General features: G+C 41.1%; 16 protein-coding genes. 14 read left to right on the forward strand and 2 right to left on the reverse strand.

The window, feature by feature from the left end; genetic code table 11:
- The first annotated feature begins 64 nt into the window (after positions 1-64).
- From sufC to sufB, 5 genes are read left to right on the forward strand one after another with little or no spacing between them, the layout of a single operon-like run.
- Positions 65-835 (forward strand): Fe-S cluster assembly ATPase SufC, encoded by a 771-nt coding sequence (sufC, locus tag FRX51_RS04795; protein WP_146461243.1) that lies wholly within the window; start codon positions 65-67, stop codon positions 833-835.
- Between the two features lie 27 nt (positions 836-862).
- A complete protein-coding gene (sufD, locus tag FRX51_RS04800; RefSeq protein WP_146496328.1) occupies positions 863-2,125 on the forward strand; it encodes a Fe-S cluster assembly protein SufD in 1,263 nt (420 codons plus the stop codon).
- Entirely contained in the window at positions 2,125-3,342 is a 1,218-nt protein-coding gene (locus FRX51_RS04805) for a cysteine desulfurase (protein WP_146496330.1), read from the forward strand. Before sufD ends, FRX51_RS04805 begins: the two co-directional genes overlap by 1 nt.
- Complete coding sequence (gene sufU, locus FRX51_RS04810; protein ID WP_146496332.1) at positions 3,329-3,763, forward strand: Fe-S cluster assembly sulfur transfer protein SufU; 435 nt, start codon at positions 3,329-3,331, stop codon at positions 3,761-3,763. Before FRX51_RS04805 ends, sufU begins: the two co-directional genes overlap by 14 nt.
- Before the next feature lie 27 nt (positions 3,764-3,790).
- Complete coding sequence (gene sufB / locus FRX51_RS04815; RefSeq protein WP_146496333.1) at positions 3,791-5,209, forward strand: Fe-S cluster assembly protein SufB; 1,419 nt, start codon at positions 3,791-3,793, stop codon at positions 5,207-5,209.
- A 46-nt stretch (positions 5,210-5,255) separates the two neighbouring features.
- Here the strand turns inward: sufB and pbp3 are convergent, their stop codons facing one another.
- Positions 5,256-6,497, reverse strand: a complete 1,242-nt coding sequence (gene pbp3 / locus FRX51_RS04820; protein WP_146496335.1) for a D-alanyl-D-alanine carboxypeptidase PBP3 — start codon at positions 6,495-6,497, stop codon at positions 5,256-5,258.
- A 196-nt stretch (positions 6,498-6,693) separates the two neighbouring features.
- Between pbp3 and FRX51_RS04825 the strand changes: the two genes are divergently transcribed.
- From FRX51_RS04825 to FRX51_RS04855, 7 genes are read left to right on the forward strand one after another with little or no spacing between them, the layout of a single operon-like run.
- A complete protein-coding gene (locus tag FRX51_RS04825; protein WP_398587355.1) occupies positions 6,694-8,664 on the forward strand; it encodes a peptide ABC transporter substrate-binding protein in 1,971 nt (656 codons plus the stop codon).
- A 60-nt stretch (positions 8,665-8,724) separates the two neighbouring features.
- A complete protein-coding gene (locus FRX51_RS04830) occupies positions 8,725-10,227 on the forward strand; it encodes an ABC transporter permease (protein WP_146496338.1) in 1,503 nt (500 codons plus the stop codon).
- Positions 10,227-11,153 carry an oligopeptide ABC transporter permease OppC gene (gene oppC / locus FRX51_RS04835; protein ID WP_146496340.1) on the forward strand — a complete coding sequence of 309 codons (927 nt, stop codon included), beginning with the start codon at positions 10,227-10,229 and terminating at the stop codon, positions 11,151-11,153. Before FRX51_RS04830 ends, oppC begins: the two co-directional genes overlap by 1 nt.
- 9 nt (positions 11,154-11,162) lie before the next feature.
- A complete protein-coding gene (locus tag FRX51_RS04840; RefSeq protein ID WP_146461226.1) occupies positions 11,163-12,224 on the forward strand; it encodes an ABC transporter ATP-binding protein in 1,062 nt (353 codons plus the stop codon).
- A complete protein-coding gene (locus FRX51_RS04845; RefSeq protein WP_146496342.1) occupies positions 12,221-13,144 on the forward strand; it encodes an ATP-binding cassette domain-containing protein in 924 nt (307 codons plus the stop codon). The genes FRX51_RS04840 and FRX51_RS04845 overlap by 4 nt, the downstream gene beginning before the upstream one ends.
- Before the next feature lie 54 nt (positions 13,145-13,198).
- On the forward strand, positions 13,199-14,152 hold the full coding sequence (locus FRX51_RS04850; RefSeq protein WP_146496344.1) for a class I SAM-dependent methyltransferase: 954 nt from the start codon (positions 13,199-13,201) through the stop codon (positions 14,150-14,152).
- Positions 14,153-14,207: 55 nt separating this feature from the next.
- Positions 14,208-15,395 carry an acetate kinase gene (locus tag FRX51_RS04855; protein ID WP_146496346.1) on the forward strand — a complete coding sequence of 396 codons (1,188 nt, stop codon included), beginning with the start codon at positions 14,208-14,210 and terminating at the stop codon, positions 15,393-15,395.
- 55 nt (positions 15,396-15,450) lie between these two features.
- Here FRX51_RS04855 and pepA read toward each other — a convergent pair whose 3' ends face one another.
- Positions 15,451-16,509 carry a glutamyl aminopeptidase gene (gene pepA / locus FRX51_RS04860; RefSeq protein ID WP_146496348.1) on the reverse strand — a complete coding sequence of 353 codons (1,059 nt, stop codon included), beginning with the start codon at positions 16,507-16,509 and terminating at the stop codon, positions 15,451-15,453.
- Between the two features lie 91 nt (positions 16,510-16,600).
- Here pepA and FRX51_RS04865 point away from each other — a divergent pair, with 91 nt between their 5' ends.
- Positions 16,601-16,891: a DUF4651 domain-containing protein gene (locus FRX51_RS04865; protein ID WP_146496350.1), complete on the forward strand. Its 291-nt coding sequence runs from the start codon at positions 16,601-16,603 to the stop codon at positions 16,889-16,891.
- Positions 16,878-17,192, forward strand: coding sequence for a thioredoxin family protein (locus tag FRX51_RS04870; RefSeq protein ID WP_146496352.1), 315 nt, complete (start codon positions 16,878-16,880; stop codon positions 17,190-17,192). The genes FRX51_RS04865 and FRX51_RS04870 overlap by 14 nt, the downstream gene beginning before the upstream one ends.
- Positions 17,193-17,201: the final 9 nt, after the last annotated feature.

A 17,201-nucleotide genomic window follows, 5' to 3' on the forward strand; every position in this document is an offset into this window, starting at 1 on the left:
AAACAAAGCCTTACAAGGCTTTTTTTGTTATAATAAAGTCAAACTTAAAATGAAGGAGCCAATCATGTCTGTACTTGAAATTAAAAACTTACATGTCTCAATTGAAGACAAAGAAATTTTGCGTGGAGTTAATCTAACGTTAAAAACAGGAGAGATTGCAGCAATCATGGGACCAAACGGAACAGGGAAATCAACCCTGTCTGCTGCTATTATGGGCAATCCCAACTTTGAAGTGACCGAGGGAGAAATCCTTTTTGACGGTGTTAATCTTTTGGAATTGGAAGTTGACGAACGTGCACGTTTAGGTTTGTTTCTTGCCATGCAATACCCAAGTGAGATTCCAGGAATTACCAATGCAGAATTCATCCGTGCAGCCATGAATGCTGGTAAAGAAGATGAGGATAAGATTTCTGTGCGTGATTTCATCACTAAATTAGATGAAAAAATGGAATTGCTTGGCATGAAAGAAGAAATGGCAGAACGCTATCTCAACGAAGGCTTCTCTGGTGGAGAGAAAAAACGCAATGAAATCCTTCAATTACTCATGCTAGAGCCAAAATTTGCCTTACTTGATGAGATTGACTCAGGTCTTGATATTGATGCCTTGAAGGTGGTTTCTAAGGGAGTCAATGCCATGCGTGGAGATGGTTTTGGTGCCATGATTATCACCCACTATCAACGCTTACTCAATTACATCACACCAGATGTGGTGCATGTGATGATGGATGGGCGCGTGGTACTATCAGGTGGTGCAGATTTGGCTAAACGTTTGGAAAATGAAGGTTACGCCAAAATTGCTGAGGAACTGGGCTTGGATTATCAAGAAGAGGCTTAGTCTAAGACTGGATAAAAGGAGAACGAAATGACAAGGGAAAGCATTCTTAATTTTTCACAAGGTCATGCTGAGCCAAAATGGTTACAAGAACGTCGTTTAGCAGCGTTTGACAAGTTAGACGACTTGGATTTTCCTGTGATTGAACGGGTTAAGTTTCATCGTTGGAATTTAGGCGATGGCACGGTGACAGATAGTCCAGAAGTTGCTAGAGTACCAGACTTTATCCAGCTAGATGACAATCCTAAGCTGGTGCAAGTGGGAACGCAGACCGTTTTGGAACAATTACCAGCCAAGCTCTTGGAACAAGGTGTGGTTTTGACAGATTTGAGAACTGCCTTGGAAGAAATCCCAGAGCAAATTGAGGCTAATTTTGGTCAAGCAGTTGCTTATGACGCCAATAAATTGGCAGCCTATCACACGGCTTATTTCAATAGCGGTGCCGTGCTTTATGTTCCTGATAATGTTGAGATTGAGCAACCTATTGAAAACATTTTTCTGCAAGATAGCGATAGCGATGTGCCTTTCAACAAGCATGTCTTGATTATCTTAGGTAAAAATGCTAAAGTGACTTATTTGGAACGATTTGAATCAATTGGGCAAAATACTCAACAAGCGACTGCTAATATCTGTGTAGAAGTGATTGCTGGAGCAGGTAGTCAAATTAAATTTGCAGCCATTGATCGCCTAGGTGAGAACGTGACAGCCTATGTCACACGTTGTGGTAGTCATGCCGATGACGCAACGATTGACTGGGCATTGGGTGTCATGAATGAAGGCAATGTAGTTTGTGATTTTGACAGTGAGTTAATTGGTCATGGTAGTCATGCCAACCTAAAAGTAGTAGCCGTTTCAAGTGGTCGTCAAGTACAAGGGATTGATACACGTGTCACCAACTATGGTCGTTCGTCAGTCGGTCATATTTTGCAACACGGGGTTATCTTAGAACGTGCAACCTTGACGTTCAATGGTATCGGCCATATCCTCAAAGGAGCTAAAGGAGCAGATGCGCAACAAGAAAGCCGTGTGTTGATGTTGTCAGATAAGGCTCGTTCAGATGCCAATCCGATTCTTTTAATTGATGAAAATGAAGTCACAGCAGGTCATGCTGCCTCAATCGGTCAAGTCGATCCAGAAGACATGTATTATTTGATGAGTCGTGGTATCGATCAAGTTACTGCGGAAAAGTTAGTGATTCGTGGCTTCTTAGGGACTGTGATTACAGAAATTCCAGTCAAGTCAGTACGTGAAGACATGATTGCCGTAATTGATGAAAAGTTGGATAAACGCTAATGCAAGCAGAATTTTGGCGAGATTTTCCGATTTTACAAGAGCAGATACAGGGTGAACCTTTGGTTTATTTGGACAATGCAGCGACTAGCCAAAAGCCTCAAATGGTCTTAGATGCTCTCAATCAATACTATCGTACCAGCAATGCTAATGTTCATCGCGGGGTTCACAGTCTAGCTGAAAGAGCAACGACAGCCTATGAGATAGCTCGCGACAAGGTGGCAGATTTTATTGGTGCTAATCGAAAAGAAATCATTTTTACCAAAGGGGCTACTGCGGGTTTGAATATTGTTGCTACTTGGGCTGAACGACTCTTAAAACCAGGTGATGAGGTTTTGATTAGCATTATGGAACACCATGCCAATCTGATACCTTGGCAACAGGTTTGTCAACGAACAGGAGCTAAATTAGTCTATGTTTATCTAAAAGACGGACAATTGGATCTGGCTGACTTGAAAACGAAGTTAAATGCAAACACAAAGTTTGTGAGTATTACTCATGTGTCAAATGTCCTTGGTTGTGTCAATCCAGTCAAAGAAATTGCTGATTTGGCTCATCAAGTAGGGGCCTATCTTGTCCTTGATGCTGCCCAATCAGCAGGTCATATTGCCTTGAATGTGGCTGATTTAGCTTGTGATTTTATGGTGTTTTCAGGTCACAAAATGTATGCTCCTACTGGGATTGGTGTCTTGTACGGACGAAAAAGTTTGTTGGAACAATTGCCACCTGTCGAATTTGGTGGGGAAATGATTGCCAGTGTGAGTGAGCAAGAAGCTAGTTGGGCTGATTTACCGTATAAGTTTGAGGCTGGAACGCCTCCTATCGCAGAAGCCATTGGTTTGGGTGCTGCCATTGACTACCTTAACCAGATTGGCTTGTCTAAGGTTACAGCACATGAAGCGAATTTGCTCGCCTATCTGTTACCCAAATTGCAGCAAATTGATGGTTTGACCCTTTATGGTCCAAAAGATAGGCAGAACAGACTGGGTGTTTTTTCCTTTAATCTAGAGGGGCTTCATCCGCATGATGTAGCGACAGCTCTTGATTATCAAGGGATTGCAGTTAGGGCAGGTCACCATTGTGCCCAACCCTTGATGACTTATCTAGGAACAAATGCTACAGTGCGAGCGAGCTTAGCCTGTTACAATACCAAGGCTGACTGTGACCGGTTGATTTCTGGTATTCAGGCAACAAAGGAGTTTTTCAATGGCCTTATCTAATCTTAATCAACTCTATATGACCTTGATAACTGATCATGCTAAAAGTCCTCATCATTATGGGGCTTTGGCAGATATTGAACCCGTAACCTTACATAATCCGAGTTGTGGTGATGTGATTCATCTCTTTGTCAAATGGGGAGATGATGAGGTTGAAGACATCAGTTTTTCTGGTCAAGGGTGTAGTATTTCAACGGCGTCAGCCAGTATGATGACAGATTTAGTCAAAGGTAAACGAAAAGATGACATTAACGAACTTTTGGAGTTGTTTTCTCAGCTAATGCAAGGGCAAAAGCTGGCTCAGTCAAAGCGTCTTGGCGATGCTGAATTTCTAGCAGGAGTGACCAAGTTTCCCCAACGGATAAAATGTGCTAATCTCGCTTGGCAAGCCATGACGAAGGTGTTAACAAAACAAGAAAATTGAACGAATAAAAAATATGAGGAGATAATTATGGCAGAAACAAATGAAATCGTTGAGCCAAAGCCGATTGATCTTGGTGAATATAAATTCGGTTTCCATGATGATGTTGATCCCATCTATTCCACAGGTAAGGGCTTGAGTGAAGCGGTGGTTAGGCAGATGTCAGCAGAAAAAAACGAACCTGAGTGGATGTTAGAGTTTCGCTTGAAATCTTTGGAAACTTTCCAAAAAATGCCTATGCAGGACTGGGGACCAGATTTGTCTGATATTGATTTTGATGATATTATTTACTATCAAAAACCATCAGATAAGCCAGCTCGTTCTTGGGATGATGTTCCTGAAAAGATTAAGGAAACCTTTGAACGCATTGGTATTCCAGAAGCTGAAAGAGCCTATTTGGCAGGAGCAGCGGCACAATATGAGTCTGAAGTGGTTTATCACAACATGAAAGAAGAATTTGAAAAGTTGGGGATTGTTTTTACGGATACAGATTCAGCCTTGCGTGAGTATCCAGAGCTTTTCAAGCAGTATTTTGCCAAATTAGTCCCGCCAACAGATAACAAACTTGCAGCTCTGAACTCAGCAGTGTGGTCAGGTGGTACCTTTATCTATGTGCCTAAGGGGGTCAAGGTCGATATTCCGTTACAGACTTACTTCCGTATCAACAATCAAAATACAGGTCAGTTTGAACGTACGTTGATCATCGTTGATGAAGGGGCTAGTGTACATTATGTTGAAGGTTGTACAGCACCAACTTATTCAACCAATAGTTTACATGCGGCCATTGTAGAGATTTTTGCCCTTGATGGTGCTTATGTTCGCTATACCACGATTCAAAACTGGTCGGATAATGTTTATAACTTAGTAACCAAGCGTGCTAGAGCTACCAAAAATGCTACAGTGGAGTGGATTGATGGCAATTTGGGTGCTAAAACAACCATGAAATACCCGTCAGTTTACTTGGACGGTGAAGGGGCTCGTGGTACCATGTTATCAATCGCCTTTGCCAATACTGGACAAAAGCAAGATACAGGAGCTAAGATGATTCATAATGCTCCCCATACTAGCTCGTCTATTGTTTCCAAATCGATTGCCAAGGGTGGTGGCGAGGTTAACTATCGTGGTCAGGTGACTTTTGCTAAAAATTCTAAGAAGTCTGTCAGCCATATCGAATGTGATACCATCATTATGGATGACCAGTCTAAGTCAGACACCATTCCATTTAATGAGATTCACAATTCACAAGTTGCTCTTGAGCATGAGGCTAAGGTTTCAAAAATCTCTGAAGAACAACTTTACTATCTGATGAGCCGTGGACTATCTGAAAGTGAAGCGACAGAGATGATTGTCATGGGCTTTGTTGAACCATTTACCAAGGAATTGCCAATGGAATATGCTGTCGAATTGAACCGTTTGATTAGTTATGAAATGGAAGGGTCAGTCGGCTAGATAAAACTTTGTCATAAAGAAAAACCAGTTAGGAAACTAACTGGTTTTATAATTTTTCATTAACGTAACGAACAAAGTGATTCCACCAAACTTTTAGGAAGAAGCTACGTTTGACTTCGTCAGCAGCGACCAATTCAGCTTGTGGTGGGTTATCAAGGTAGCCGACACCAACCAAGTCCTTGTCCTCAAAAGTAGCAAGAGCAACGACCTCGCCTTTCTTGATCGGAGCAGTGAGTTCATTGTTGGTAGAAATGGTGACGTTTTTGGTCAATTGGTCAGATTTTTTTTGCACGACATTGAAATCTTTTTTGGCAATTGCTAAGACGCCTTTTTGTTTACCATCACTAACAGGAACGGTTTGTTTTTTGAAAGGTTGACCAGCCTCAATGACAGTGGTCATTTCATAGGTGCTTCTGACATAGTCTAGTAGGTTTGTTGTGGCAATAAAGCGAGCAAAGGGATTATTGTCAGGGTTATCAGCGTTCAAAACCACCGTAATGACTCGCATGCCGTTTTCAGTAGATGTTCCCACAAAGGATGGACCAGCCAACTCGGTTGTTCCTGTTTTCAGACCGTCAACACCTTCACGACCATAGGTTTGCTGAGGTAGCATGTAATTGAAGGTGTTCATGATGGTACCATCAAAATCGGCTGTACTCTTACTAGTGATTTTGAGAATTTCTGGGTAGTCTTGAATGAGATGACGAGCAATAATGGCCACAGACTTGGCAGACATCATGTTTTCATCATCGTTATTTGATTCAGGGTAGATATTGTTGCCAAGGGCACTATTGTTTAGACCAGAAGCATTGACCAATTTGGCATCTGTAATTCCCCACTTTTTCAGTTGTTTTTGCATCATATCGACAAATGCAGGTTCACTACCAGCAATTTTTTCAGCTAGAGCAATGGCAGCACTATTAGCTGAGGCAATCATACTGGCTTCTAAGAGTTGCTTAACGGTATATTGTCTAGCTTCCATAGGGACATTACTGGCTAGGCTGTTGGCAGTGAGTTGATAAGGATAATCAGAAATGTCAACCATATCATCCATACTAAGCCTACCGGTATTGACTTCTTGATAGACCATATAAGCGGTCATGATTTTTGTGATAGAAGCAATCCCTGCAACGGTTTCAGCGTCCTTTTCATAGAGAATTTTTCCTGTGCTGGCTTCAACGGCAATGGCATGTTTGGCAGACACATCAAAATTATCTGCTGCCCAGACCTTGACTGATGAAGAGAGAAATGATAATATAATTATTACAAAACAAGCTATTTTTTTCATTTTTATACAAACCTTTCAAACTGCTCTAAAATCATTATACCATAAAGAAAGTCAGTAATAAATGGAAGAATAGCCGAGCAGGATTGAGTTTGTTAAAAATATAATTTTCTAAAAATTTATGGAAAACACTTTCCTTTTAAGAAAACTTTATGGTATAATGTAAAACAAATTATTAGAAAAAGAGGAGTCGCTTATGGTGAATAAGAAAAAATTATTCCAATCAGCAGGTGTGACACTTTTAGCTACATCAGTTCTTGCAGCTTGTGGTAAGAGTGAAAACACCGCTTCAAATCAGTCTATCTATAACTATGTCTATACAGCAGATCCAGATACATTAGACTACATCAAGGCCAATCGTGCCTCAACGGGTGATGTGGTAACCCAAGGGGTTGATGGACTTCTTGAAAACGATGAGTATGGTAACTTGGTTGGTTCCTTGGCTAAGGACTGGAAAGTATCAGCTGATGGTTTGACTTATACTTATACCCTACGCGACGATGCTAAATGGTTTACATCAGACGGTGAAGAGTACGCAGATGTTACTGCACAAGACTTTGTGACAGGTTTGAAACATGCGGCAGACTCTCAATCGGACGCTCTTTATGTCGTGCAAGACTCAATCAAGGGATTGCAAGACTATCTTGATGGGAAGACAAAAGACTTCTCAACAGTTGGCGTTAAAGCACTTGATGATAAGACGGTTCAATATACCCTAAATAAACCAGAATCTTACTGGAATTCTAAGGTTACTTATAGTATCTTGTTCCCAGTAAATGAAGAATTCTTGAAATCTCAAGGTGAAGACTTTGGTAAGGTTGATCCATCAAGTATCCTTTACAATGGACCATTCATCCTGAAATCATTGACTTCAAAATCTTCTATCGTCATGGAAAAAAATCCAAACTATTTTGATGCAGACAAGGTCAGCTTAGATGGTATCCAATGGACATACTATGACGGCTCAGACTCAGACAGTCTTTATAAAAACTTTGCTGAGGGTGTTTACAGTATAGCTCGTCTTTATCCAAATAAACCAAGTTATAAAGAAGCTGTTAAAAGCTATGGCGACAACATTGTTTATGGATTACAAGATGACACGACTTACTTTGCGAGATTTAACCTTGATCGTGGTGAGTACAAATTTACCGCTAAAGAAAGTGATAAGCAAAAAGCTGACACTAAGGCAGCTATCTTGAACAAAGACTTCCGTCAAGCCGTTAACTTTGCCCTAGACCGTGTTGCCTACAACTCACAGTTGGCTGGTGAAGAAGCAGCAACTAAGTCATTGCGTAACCTGCTTGTTCCACCAACTTTTGTATCAAGTGGCGACAAGACATTTGGTGCTTTGGTCAAAGAGCAACTCTCTACTTATGGCGAAGAGTGGGCTGATGTCAACCTAGATGACGCTCAAGACGGCATGTACAATGCTGAAAAAGCTAAGGCTGAGTTTGCTAAGGCAAAAGAAGCCCTTCAAGCCCAAGGTGTGGAATTCCCAATTCGCTTGGATATTCCTGCTGACCAAGCAAATGAAGTTCAAGTGCAACAAGTTAGCTCAGTGAAACAATCAATCGAAGCGGCACTTGGCAAAGAAAACGTTGTGGTTGATGTGAACAAGGTGTCAACAGACGAGTATGACAATGCGACTTACTTTGCTGAGTCAGCAGCTCAACATGATTATGATATCTACCTAGATGGTGGTTGGGGACCAGACTACAAAGATCCATCAACTTATCTTGACGTCTTTGATGTTGAAAATGGTGGTTTGATGAAGACAATCGGTATCGATCCAAAATCAACATCAACAGCCGTTGCAGCGTCAGGTCTTGATGAGTACACGAAATTACTTAAAGAAGCTAATGCTAACACAACAGACTTGACGGCTCGTTACACAGCCTATGCGAAAGCTCAGGCTTGGTTGACAGATAGTGCTATCACGCTTCCATTGGTATCAAGAGGTGGTTTGGCTACATTGACTAAGGTTGAGCCAGCGTCAGGTTCTTATGGTGCTATCGGTGTCAAAGGAAATGACTACTTCAAATACGTTAAGTTGAGAGATGAGGCGGTCACAACAAAAGAGCGTGATGAAGTCATTGCTAAATGGCAAGAAGAAAAAGCCAAATCGAATGCTGAGTACGAAGCTAATCTAGCTAGTCACGTTGAAAAATAGAAAACGAAAAAGGGAGTGGTAACTTTGAGTCCCACTCTCTTTTGAGTATTGAGGATAGCTATGAAAAAATATATTATTGAACGATTATTGCGGTCGCTAGTTTCTATTTTTCTAGTGACAACCTTGACCTATGCCATCGTTTTTTCTTTGGTACCAAGAAAGTTGATTTTCAAGCAGGACGCTAACTATAACAAACTAGCCAAAACCCCTGATATGAAAACCAACTATGAAAATACCATTTTTGAACGCATGGGGTATTTGGAATATTATACCAGTAAAGAATTGCAAGCAAAAGCAGTTAAGACGAATCCTACGGTCACGACAGAAGCTAATGCTAGCAACGAAAAAATCTACCAAGACTACATCAAATCTATTGGACGTGGCTGGCAATTAAAACGCTTTGAAGAAAGCAAGGAATTTTATGCGACACGTGAGATTCCACTGTATGAGCGTGTGTGGAACTTCTATGCCAATTTGATTCAGATTGATCACCCATGGCGAGTACAAGACAAGTCTAACCCTGATTTGCCGCGTTACATTCGCCTAGAAAATGATAAATCAGTCGGTTGGGCCTTGGTTGGTTCAGGAACGATTCATAAATACCTTGTGTATGTTAATGGTCAGTTCCCTTATTTACACCAAAACTTAATTACGCTAAACCTAGGAACGTCTTACCCAACTTATGGCAATATCCCTGTTTTGCAGGTCATTACGCAGGGTCAAGGACGAGCTAAGACCGAGCAGGTCACTTTCCCAACAGGCGTTACTAAAACGTCTTCTGTCAATATCTATAGTAGAACCTACAAGTCACCAAGTCAGGCTGATGCACGTGACAAGGCTAACTATGGAGCAGACGATCCTTATACAGCGACACAAACCAACTTTACCGATCCATCAATGATTTCAAGTTCCTTTAAGATTGGGATTATCGGTGTGATTATCTCTTATGTTCTAGGCTTGCCACTGGGTCTTTTAATGACTCGTTTCAAGGGGACTTGGTTTGATTCGCTATCAACTAGTGCCATGACTTTCTTACTTGCCCTACCAAGTGTTGCTGTTATCTATATTGTGCGTCAGACAGGGTCTAGTATCTTTGGTTTGCCAAATGCCTTTCCAATCTTGGGAGCAGCAGATATGCGATCGTATATCTTACCTGCTTTTATCCTTGGTTTCTTGGCAGTACCAGGACTGGCTCTATGGTTCAGACGTTACTTGGTGGATCAACAAAGCAGTGATTATGTCCGTTTTGCTCGTGCCAAAGGCTTGTCTGAAGCAGAAATTTCTAAAAAACACCTCTTCAAAAATGCCATGGTACCAATCGTTTCAGGTATCCCAGGGGCAATCATTTTTGCCATTGCTGGAGCGACCTTGACAGAAACCGTCTTTGCCTTTCCAGGTATGGGTAAAATGTTGATTGATTCCATTAGAGCAGCCAACAATGCCATGGTCATCGGTCTTGTCTTTATCTTTACAAGCCTATCAATTATCTCACTTCTTTTGGGTGATATTTTGATGACCATTATTGACCCACGTATCAAACTAAGTAGTAAAGGAGGAAAATAATGGCTAAGATTGATAAAAGTAAATTTGAATTTGTTGCCTTGGATAACTATGCGTCAGAAGCGATTGACGCACCTGCTTATTCTTATTGGAAGTCTGTTTTTCGCCAATTTTTCTCTAAGAAATCAACCTTGCTGATGTTGACGCTCTTGATTGGCATTATTGTCATGAGCTTTGTCTATCCCTTGTTTGCCAATTATGATTTTGAAGATGTCAGCAGTATCAATGATTTTTCAAAACGCTATATTTGGCCAAATGGTCAGTATTGGTTTGGTACCGATGAAAAAGGGCAATCGCTCTTTGACGGGGTTTGGTATGGAGCGAGAAACTCTATTGTCATCTCGATTATTGCGACTGTTATCAATACGGTTTTAGGTGTTGCCATTGGTGGTGTTTGGGGTGTGTCTAAACGTCTAGATAAGATTATGCTAGAAGTTTACAATGTCATTTCCAATATTCCAGAAATGTTAATCATCATTGTGATGACTTACTCTTTGGGTGCTGGTTTTTGGAATTTGATTTTGGCCTTCTGTTTGACAGGTTGGTTGGGCATTGCTTACAGTATTCGTTTGCAGGTCTTGCGTTATCGTGATTTGGAGTATAACTTAGCCAGTCAAACCTTGGGCACACCGATTTTGAAAATTGTCAGCAAGAACCTTTTGCCACAGTTGGTATCTGTGATTGTGACCATGGTATCGCAAATGCTACCAAGTTATATTTCTTATGAAGCCTTTCTGTCATTCTTTGGTCTAGGTCTGCCTGTGACTGAACCAAGTTTGGGCCGTTTGATTTCTAAGTATTCGACAGACTTGGTAAGTAATGGTTATTTGTTCTGGATTCCATTGACCGTTTTGATTTTAGTATCCCTACCACTCTTTATTGTTGGGCAAAATTTGGCTGACGCGAGTGACCCACGTTCACATAGATAGGAGATTAGTATGACAGAAAAAAATGTAGTATTAAGTGCCAAAGATGTGGTCGTGGAATTTGCTGTCCGTGATCGTGTCTTAACGGCTATTCGAGGCATTTCACTTGATCTTTATGAGGGTGAGGTCTTGGCCTTGGTTGGAGAATCAGGGTCAGGTAAGTCTGTGTTGACCAAAACGTTTACTGGTATGTTGGAAGCCAATGGTCGTGTGGCAAAAGGCTCGATTACCTATCGTGGTCAAGATTTGACCCAGTTGACCTCGCATAAGGATTGGGAAAAAATCCGTGGTCAAAAAATTGCTACTATTTTCCAAGATCCGATGACCAGCTTAGATCCGATTAAGAGTATTGGTAGTCAGATTACAGATGTGATTATTAAACATCAAGGCAAGAGCAAGGACGAGGCTAAACAGATCGCCATTGACTATATGACCAAGGTTGGTATTCCTGAAGCAGACAAGCGTTTCAATGACTATCCTTTCCAGTATTCAGGTGGTATGCGTCAACGGATTGTAATCGCGATTGCCCTTGCTTGTAAGCCAGATATTTTGGTCTGTGATGAGCCGACAACGGCTCTTGATGTGACCATTCAAGCACAAATCATTGCTCTGCTCAAATCCTTACAAGAAGAATACAATTTCACTACCATCTTTATCACCCATGATTTGGGTGTGGTGGCTAGTATTGCTGATAAAGTTGCTGTCATGTATGCTGGTGATATTGTAGAATACGGTAGTGTCGAGGATATTTTCTACGACCCACGTCATCCATACACTTGGAGCTTACTGTCAAGCCTACCTCAGTTGGCTGATGATCAAGGTGTTCTCTTTTCAATTCCAGGAACCCCACCGTCTCTTTATAAGGAGATTAAAGGCGACGCCTTTGCAGCCAGATCGCCTTATGCCATGAAAATTGATTTTGAAGAAGATGTGCCTAGATTTGAAGTAAGTCCTAGCCATTGGGCAAAAACTTGGCTTTTGCATCCTGATGCACCAAAGGTGGAAAAACCAGTCTTGATTCAAAATCTACATGAGAAAATTTCACAAAAATACCAAGGAGGACTAAGGAAATGACTGAAAAATTAGTTGAGATTAAGGATTTAGAAATTTCCTTTGGCGAGGGTAAAAAGAAATTTGTCGCCGTGAAAAACGCCAATTTCTTTATCAATAAAGGTGAAACCTTTTCTCTTGTTGGCGAGTCAGGTTCAGGTAAAACAACCATCGGTCGTGCCATTATTGGGCTGAATGAAACCAGTGGTGGTGAGATTGTCTATGATGGTAAGGTCATCAACGGCAAAAAAAGTCAAACAGAGCAACAAGAGCTTATCCGTAAAATTCAAATGATTTTCCAAGACCCTGCTGCCAGTCTTAATGAACGGGCAACGGTGGACTATATCATCTCAGAAGGTTTGTATAATTTTAACCTGTTCAAAGATGATCAAGAGCGTCAAGAAAAGGTTAAAGATATGATGACTCAAGTGGGGTTGTTGGCAGAGCATTTGAGCCGTTACCCACATGAGTTTTCTGGTGGTCAGCGTCAGCGGATTGGGATTGCCAGAGCCTTGGTCATGGAACCAGAGTTTATTATTGCAGATGAGCCGATTTCAGCCTTGGACGTTTCTGTTCGTGCCCAAGTCCTTAATCTTTTGAAGAAATTCCAAGAAGAGAAAGGCTTGACCTATCTCTTTATCGCCCATGATTTATCTGTGGTACGTTTTGTTTCTGACCGTATTGCTGTGATTTACAAGGGGGTGATTGTGGAGGTGGCTGAAACTGAAGAACTCTTCCAAAATCCAATCCATCCTTACACGCAGTCGCTCTTATCTGCTGTGCCAATTCCTGATCCGATCTTGGAGCGTCAAAAGGAATTGATTGTTTATGATCCAAGTCAGCATGATTATAGCACTGACAAACCTGAAATGGTTGAGATTAAACCAGGTCACTTTGTTTGGGGCAATAAAAAAGAGATGGCTAACTATCGTGCAAAATTATAATTAAAAAGACAGGTCAGCCTGTCTTTTTTGATATAATAGACTAAGGAGGACACCATGAATTTTGAGAAAATTGAGCAAGCCTATGACTTGTTGTTAGAGAATATCCAAACCTTGCAAAATGAACTGCATACCCATAGTTATGATGCCTTGATTGAGCAAAATGCTTATTATCTTGGTGCTGAAACCACTCATGAAACCATCTTAAAAAACAATCAAATCTTGCGTGAGTTAGCCTTGACTAAGGAAGAATGGCGTCGTGCCTTTCAGTTTATTTTTATCAAGGTCAGCCAGACAGAAACCCTGCAAACCAATCATCAGTTTACTCCAGATAGCATTGGTTTTATTTTGTTATTTTTACTTGAGAGTTTAAGTCCATCACAAGAGTTGAGCGTTTTGGAAATTGGCAGTGGGACAGGCAATTTGGCTCAGACCTTAGTTAATAACAGTCAGAAAGAGTTAGACTATATGGGTCTAGAAGTTGATGATTTGTTGATTGATTTATCAGCTAGTATTGCTGATGTTATGGATTCAAGCGTTAGCTTTGTCCAAGAAGATGCGGTACGTCCTCAGTTGATTAAACCAAGCGATGTGATTATCAGTGATTTGCCAGTGGGCTATTATTCCAATGATGAGATTGCCAGTCGCTACCAAGTGGCAGCCAGCGATGAGCATACCTATGCCCATCATCTCTTGCTAGAACAATCTTTGAAGTATCTAAAACCTGACGGTCTGGCAATTTTTCTTGCCCCTGTCAATCTCTTAACCAGTCCTCAAAGCGACTTGTTGAAGAATTGGTTGAGCAAGGAAGCTAGTATTTTAGCCGTGATTACCCTACCAGAAGATCTTTTTGGTCATTCAGCTAATGCTAAGTCAATTTTTGTCTTGCAAAAACGCACGGAACAGCCAGTCGAAACCTTGGTTTACCCACTAAGAAGTCTGCAAGATCGTGTTCACTTGTCGGATTTTATGGAAAATGTAAAAAAATGGGTATCAAAGCAAGCCATTTAGATAAAATTTTGGTATAATAAAGATAATAACGCAAACGATTTCAGGAGAGGTGTTTATGTCAAAAACAATTGCAATTAACGCAGGTAGTTCAAGCCTTAAATGGCAACTTTATAAGATGCCAGAAGAAGAGGTTTTGGCACAAGGAATTATTGAACGTATTGGCTTGGGAGATTCAATCTCAACAGTAAAATTCAATGGTAAAAAAGAATCACAAACGCTTGATGTGGTTGACCATGTTCAAGCCGTTAAGCTAGTTTTAGATGATTTGATTCGTTTTGAAATCATTGCTGCTTATGATGAAATTACAGGTGTCGGTCACCGTGTTGTAGCTGGTGGTGAATTGTTCAAAGAATCTGTTTTGATTGATGACAAGGTTTTAGAACAGATCGAAGAGTTGTCATCTCTAGCACCACTACACAACCCAGCTAACGCAGCAGGAATTCGTGCCTTCAAAGATATTTTGCCAGATATTACAAGTGTGGCAGTCTTTGATACAGCCTTCCACACAACGATGCCAGAAGTCGCTTACCGCTATCCACTAGCTGAAAAATATTATACTGACTACAAAGTGCGTAAATATGGAGCACACGGAACTAGCCACTACTATGTTGCTCACGAAGCAGCTAAAATGCTAGGTAAACCAATTGAGGAGTTGAAGATTATCACTGCCCATATTGGTAACGGTGTATCGATTACTGCCAACCTACACGGTAAGTCTATCGACACCTCAATGGGCTTCACACCACTAGCTGGTTTGATGATGGGAACACGCACAGGAGATATTGATCCGGCTATCATTCCTTATTTGGTTGAACATGTTCCAGAACTGAAAGATGCCGCTGATGTGGTTAATGTTTTGAACAAAGAATCAGGGTTGGCAGGTGTATCAGGTCTGTCAAGTGACATGCGTGACATTGAAAATGCTATGGAAGAAGGTCACCAAGGTGCTATTCTTGCTTATAACATGTTTGTTGATCGCGTTAAGAAATTTATCGGTCAATACCTAGCCGTGCTTGATGGTGCAGACGCTATTGTCTTTACTGCCGGTATGGGTGAAAACGGCTGGATGATTCGTCGTGATGTAATCAATGGCATGAGCTGGTTTGGTATGGGTGTTGACCCAGAGAAGAATGTTTTTGGCTTCAAGGGTGACATTTCAAGTGCTGATTCTAAAGTTAAGATTTTGGTTATCCCAACGGACGAAGAATTAGTGATTGCTCGTGATGTTGAGCGTTTGAAATAACATTTTATTTGACGATTAAAAAAGGTATGATGACAATCATACCTTTTATGTTTGCTTAATAAGATTTAATCAAGTCCAGAGTACCTTTATCCAGTTTTTTAATCAAAGCCTGTAAAAATGCTTGAGCTTCTAGAAAGTCATCAAGGGCATACAGGGTTTGATGGGAGTGGATATAACGAGCACAGACACCAATAGTTGTTGATGGAACACCTGTATTTTGTAAATGAGAAGCCCCTGCGTCAGTTCCTCCCTTGCCACAATAATATTGGTATTTAATCCCTGCATCTTCAGCTGTATCAAGCAGGAAGTCTTTGAGATTTGGTAGCAATAGATGGCCTGGGTCGTAGAAACGAATGAGGGTGCCATCGCCAACTTTGCCTTGGTCGCCATAGACATCACCAGCAGGTGAACAATCCACAGCAAAAAAGAGATCTGGGTCAAATTGATTGGTAGCAACCTTGGCACCACGCAAGCCGACTTCTTCTTGAACGGTTGCCCCTGCGATTAGCTGATTGGGAAGTGGGGTATCTTGCAGTTTTTCTAGCAGTTCAGTTACCATCAAGATGCCAAAGCGATTGTCCCAACTCTTGCCCATGACATATTTTTGATTAGCAGATAGGATGGTTTCGCTTTGTGGAATGATAACATCACCAGGTCGAATGCCAAAGGCTTCTGCTTCAGCCTTATCAGTAAATCCACCGTCAAAAATAATATCAGAAATAGCTGGCAAGCTAGCAGTTCCTTTGATTAAATGAGGTGGCATGGCGCCAGAAATCACGGGGATTTTGTTTCCCTGTCTCGTATAAAGGGTGAAACGTTGAGAGCTGATTGTCAAGGGATTCCAGCCACCAATTTCCACCACACGCAGTGTGCCGTCTGCTTGGATATGGCTCACCATAAACCCAACCTCGTCCATGTGGGCTGCCACCATTACCTTGGGAGCATCTGCTAGTTGACTATTTTTAATGCCGAAAATCCCTCCCAGTCCATCAGTTTCTATGTGATCGACAAAGGGTTGCATTTTGCAACGTAAGTGATTTCTCACTGGAGCTTCATGACCTGAAATTGCTTGTAATTCGGTTACTTCTTTAATCTTTGAAAATAAATCTGACATGGCTACCTCCTTTTCTTCATTATAGCAAAAATTTGTTAGAGTATCAGATAAAGCAGGGTCTTTTAGATTGATTTATGATAAAATAGAGAGTATGAAACAAAAAAAGATAGCCTTACTAGGTCTAACCGGTCTAGCTGCTTGGTTAGTTTATCATAATTGGCAAAAACAAACGACCCAACAAGTTGAAGAAAAAGAAATGACGGATCACCTTCGTCAGTTTTTCAGTCAATTTGGTCAAATCGAGGTGCTTTACTTTAATGATTATCAGCTAGATGATGAAGCACGAACAGGTGGTGTCGTGATGACAACTGGCCAAACTTATGAATTTAGTTATTATCAAGGCGACTTTACCTATCAGGAGGTGGCAAATGTTACAACCTAAGACCTTGGAAGAATTGACGAGCTATTTGGCAAGTGAGCAAAAAACAGTTTTTCTCTTTACGGCAGATTGGTGTCCAGATTGCCAAGTGCTGTATCCGAGCTTGCCAGAGATTGAGGCAGAAAATACAGCTTTTAGATTTGTTCAAGTTGATCGTGATTGTTATCTAGACTTGGCTAGAGAATGGGATGTTTTTGGCATTCCTAGTTTAGTGGTGCGTCAAAATGGACAAGAGCTGGCTCGTCTGGTAAATAAACAACGTAAGAGTAAGGCTGAAATCAATCAATTTTTAGCCGAGATTTAAGATAAGGAA

It is taken from the genome of Streptococcus sp. sy010 (assembly GCF_007859175.1).
Taxonomy (GTDB): domain Bacteria; phylum Bacillota; class Bacilli; order Lactobacillales; family Streptococcaceae; genus Streptococcus.